The sequence below is a fragment of the Sinomonas sp. G460-2 genome (assembly GCF_047759905.1).
GTDB lineage: Bacteria > Actinomycetota > Actinomycetes > Actinomycetales > Micrococcaceae > Sinomonas.
Genome location: NZ_JBKZWT010000447.1, coordinates 1 through 2,318, shown reverse-complemented (window position 1 = coordinate 2,318; position 2,318 = coordinate 1). Strand labels below are relative to the sequence as shown.

Annotated in this window: 4 protein-coding genes; 2 read left to right on the top strand and 2 right to left on the bottom strand. The window is 71.1% G+C overall.

Features of this window, described 5'->3' with window-relative positions; genetic code table 11:
• Both ACLN58_RS21205 and ACLN58_RS21200 read left to right on the top strand, forming a co-directional pair.
• A partial coding sequence (locus tag ACLN58_RS21205) for a hypothetical protein (RefSeq protein WP_415857198.1) occupies nt 1-540 on the top strand: 540 nt, incomplete at its 5' end.
• Entirely contained in the window at nt 540-1,091 is a 552-nt protein-coding gene (locus ACLN58_RS21200) for a GNAT family N-acetyltransferase (RefSeq protein ID WP_415857197.1), read from the top strand. The genes ACLN58_RS21205 and ACLN58_RS21200, both read left to right, overlap by 1 nt.
• Here the strand turns inward: ACLN58_RS21200 and ACLN58_RS21195 are convergent.
• Both ACLN58_RS21195 and ACLN58_RS21190 read right to left on the bottom strand, forming a co-directional pair.
• Complete coding sequence (locus ACLN58_RS21195; RefSeq protein WP_415857196.1) at nt 1,088-1,663, bottom strand: HutD family protein; 576 nt, start codon at nt 1,661-1,663, stop codon at nt 1,088-1,090. The genes ACLN58_RS21200 and ACLN58_RS21195 overlap by 4 nt on opposite strands.
• Nucleotides 1,664-1,717: 54 nt before the next feature.
• A partial coding sequence (locus ACLN58_RS21190) for an MFS transporter (RefSeq protein ID WP_415857195.1) occupies nt 1,718-2,318 on the bottom strand: 601 nt, incomplete at its 5' end.

Sequence of the window (2,318 nt, the reverse complement as noted above, 5' to 3'; positions counted from 1 at the left end):
CGCGGACGGGATAGTGTGACGGTTGTCCCGATGGCGGAGCACGCGAGGATTGAGGCGCCCATGCCCAACACCACAGAAGTCGATCGCGCGGCGATCTACGGGGTCGTTCGGCGGTTTTTCTCCGCTTTCGTGTCGGGACCAGGGGCCGCCGACGGCGCGACGGTGCTGCGCGAGGTCCTGCTGCCGGGCGCCGTGGTCGTGCGCACGTGCGGGGACGAACCCCAAGTGCTCGGCGTCGAGGACTTCATCCGGCCGCGAATCGAGCTCCTGGCGGGCGGCGAACTGCGCGACTTCCGCGAGTGGGCGAGGTCCGGAAGGATGGACATCTTCGGCGACATCGCCCAGGTCTGGTGCCGGTACGAGAAGTCGTGGTTCCAGGGGGCGGAGGCCAGCGAAGGGCGGGGAATGAAGACTCTGCAGCTCGTGCGCACTTCCTCCGGCTGGCGCATCAGCGCGATTGCGTGGGACGACGAACGGCCCGGGGTGAGCATGTCCGCCTTCCAGCCCATGACCGAGACCTTCGAGGGGAGCGGTTCGTAGTGTTCGCGCATCAGCTGCCGTCCGGAGCCGAGCTTCGGCCGCTCGAACCGTGGCAAGGCGCGGAATTCGCGGATCATCTGGACCGTGCGCGCGAGCACATTCGCCCGTGGGTTGGGCCCACGTTCGTCACGGCAGGGGTCGAGGCCGCGACCGCGACCCTGACCCGCTACGCGACCGCAACGGCCGCCGACGGCGCCCGGATCTATGGCATCTGGTCCGGGGGCACCCTCGTGGGCGGCGTCATGTTCGTCGGCTTCGACGCCCCTCGCGGTGTCGCCGAACTCGGCTGCTGGCTCGAGCCCGGCGCGGAAGGGCGGGGCCTCGTCAGCGAAGCCTGCCGGGCCCTCGTGCGCTGGGCGTTCGAGACTCGCGGACTGCACCGCATCGAGTGGCGCTGCCGGGCGACGAACGCCCGATCCGGGGCCGTCGCGCAGCGCCTCGGGATGACGCTCGAGGGAACGCTCCGCCAGTCCTGGCCGATGGGCGACGCGTTCGACGACACCCAGATCTGGGCACTCCTTTCCGCGGAGTGGCGGCCCGAACTGGTCTAGCCGGCGTCCTCGCCGCCGGCCCCCACGGCGTCCACGCTGACCACCGCGAGGAAACCCCGCCCGAGGACCGCCGGATTCTCCTCGGAGCCAACCACGGTGTCATAGCGCGCGAGCTGCTCGCCGCCGTCGACCGCGGCCTCGCCCTGGAGGAGGACGCCGAGCTGACCCGGGAACAGCGGGTGGGCGCGCTTCTTCGAGAGCTCGAGGATGGTGACGTGCCCCGTGAAGGCGCCGCGGCGAGTGATGAGGCCGAGGTCGCGGATCGAGCCGGTGGGGAGGACCGCGCTCGCGGGGGCGCCGCCGTCGAACCTGAACGGCCGGAAACGCTCGAGACCCTGCTCGCGCCCGCCCACCGTGAGCACGAGGAGCTCGCCCTCGACCACCGTGAGGACGCGCTCCATGCCCTCGAACGGGGAGAAGTCTCCCGCCCTTTCGACGTCGGCGAGGCTGAGCCGCCATCCCCAGTCGTCGCCCGTGGGTTCGGGGCCTCGCGCGATCTCGACGGTCGTGCCGCCGCCGTTGCGCCAAGCGCTCCGCGGGAGTTCGGAGAACCGGATGATGTGCGCAGGCATGGGGAGTCCTTCCGTCGGTGCTCCAAGACTATGGCGTTCCGAACGGTCCGCCCGCTACGCGTCCTCGCGCCGTGGCTCCTCCCGCGCGCCCGCCAGTGGGACGAGAGCGAGGGCCGCGGCGCCCGCGAGCGCTGCTGCGGCGAAGACGTAGAACCCCCACGGGTAGGCCGCGTTGGCGGCCACGAGCGCACCGGTCACCGCCGGGCCGAGGATCGCGCCTACGCGGCCCACGCCGGCCGAGAAGCCGAGGGCCGTGCCCGTGAGATGCCGCGGGAACAGCTGGCTGACCCACGCGTACACAAGGACCTGCGAGCTGAACACGAAGACGCCCGTCACGAACACCGCAGCGTCGAGGAGGAGTTCGTTCTGCAGCCGAATGCTCAAGAAGGCGAGGAACACGGCCGAGAGCCCGAACCACAGCAGCACCACGGGCTTGGCCCCGTGCCGGTCCGCGAGCCGTCCGGCCAGCACGAGCCCCGCGACGGCCCCGATGTTGAGCACGAACAGGAGCGTGAGCGACGAGCCCATCGAATACCCCGCGCTGGCCATGAGCGTGGGGAGCCACGTGTTGAGGCCGTACACGAGCAGGAGCCCCATGAACGACGCGAGCGCGATGCCCACCGCCGCGAGCGGGTACGGCTTGCGCAGGAGGGCG

Coding starts and splice junctions, on each gene's coding strand:
- ACLN58_RS21195 (WP_415857196.1), bottom strand. CDS start 1,663: ATGCCTGCGCACATCATCCGGTTCTCCGAACTCCCGCGGAGCGCTTGG.